The following is a 633-nucleotide window of genomic DNA, read 5'->3' as shown; positions in this document are numbered from 1 at the left end:
AGGATTAGCTCAGCTGGGAGAGCATCTGCCTTACAAGCAGAGGGTCGGCGGTTCGAGCCCGTCATCCTCCACCATTTGCCGGTTTAGCTCAGCAGGTAGAGCAACTGACTTGTAATCAGTAGGTCGTGGGTTCGATTCCTATAGCCGGCACCATTTTAGACGAGCCATTAGCTCAGTTGGTAGAGCATCTGACTTTTAATCAGAGGGTCGAAGGTTCGAGTCCTTCATGGCTCACCATTTATAAGTACCAACCATATTAAGCGGGTGTGGCGGAATTGGCAGACGCACTAGACTTAGGATCTAGCGCCGCAAGGCGTGGGGGTTCGACTCCCTTCACCCGCACCATTTTTTAAATATGCCAGATAAAAAAACTTATGCACATGCGGAAGTAGTTCAGTGGTAGAACACCACCTTGCCAAGGTGGGGGTCGCGAGTTCGAACCTCGTCTTCCGCTCCAAATGTGCCGGGGTGGCGGAACTGGCAGACGCACAGGACTTAAAATCCTGCGGTAGGTGACTACCGTACCGGTTCGATTCCGGTCCTCGGCACCATTTTATGCGCCCGTAGCTCAATTGGATAGAGCGTCTGACTACGGATCAGAAGGTTATGGGTTCGACTCCTGTCGGGCGCGCC

At 52.9% G+C, this 633-nt stretch carries 6 tRNA genes; all 6 read left to right on the top strand.

The features are described 5' to 3' along the window. Positions 1-77 precede the first annotated feature (77 nt). The 6 genes from KVT27_RS23485 to KVT27_RS23460 all read left to right on the top strand — a co-directional run bounded on the left by KVT27_RS23485 (position 78) and on the right by KVT27_RS23460 (position 631). A tRNA-Thr gene (locus KVT27_RS23485) sits at positions 78-153 on the top strand. A gap of 8 nt (positions 154-161) precedes the next feature. Further along, positions 162-237: transfer RNA gene (locus tag KVT27_RS23480), tRNA-Lys, on the top strand. A gap of 23 nt (positions 238-260) precedes the next feature. After that, positions 261-345: transfer RNA gene (locus KVT27_RS23475), tRNA-Leu, on the top strand. A 37-nt stretch (positions 346-382) separates the two neighbouring features. Then, positions 383-457: transfer RNA gene (locus tag KVT27_RS23470), tRNA-Gly, on the top strand. A gap of 5 nt (positions 458-462) precedes the next feature. Then, a tRNA-Leu gene (locus KVT27_RS23465) sits at positions 463-551 on the top strand. A gap of 6 nt (positions 552-557) precedes the next feature. After that, positions 558-631: transfer RNA gene (locus tag KVT27_RS23460), tRNA-Arg, on the top strand. Positions 632-633 lie beyond the last annotated feature (2 nt).

The organism is Lysinibacillus sp. GbtcB16 (assembly GCF_019091145.1).
Lineage (GTDB): Bacteria > Bacillota > Bacilli > Bacillales_A > Planococcaceae > Lysinibacillus > Lysinibacillus fusiformis.
This window is presented reverse-complemented; position numbering and strand designations above follow the sequence as displayed.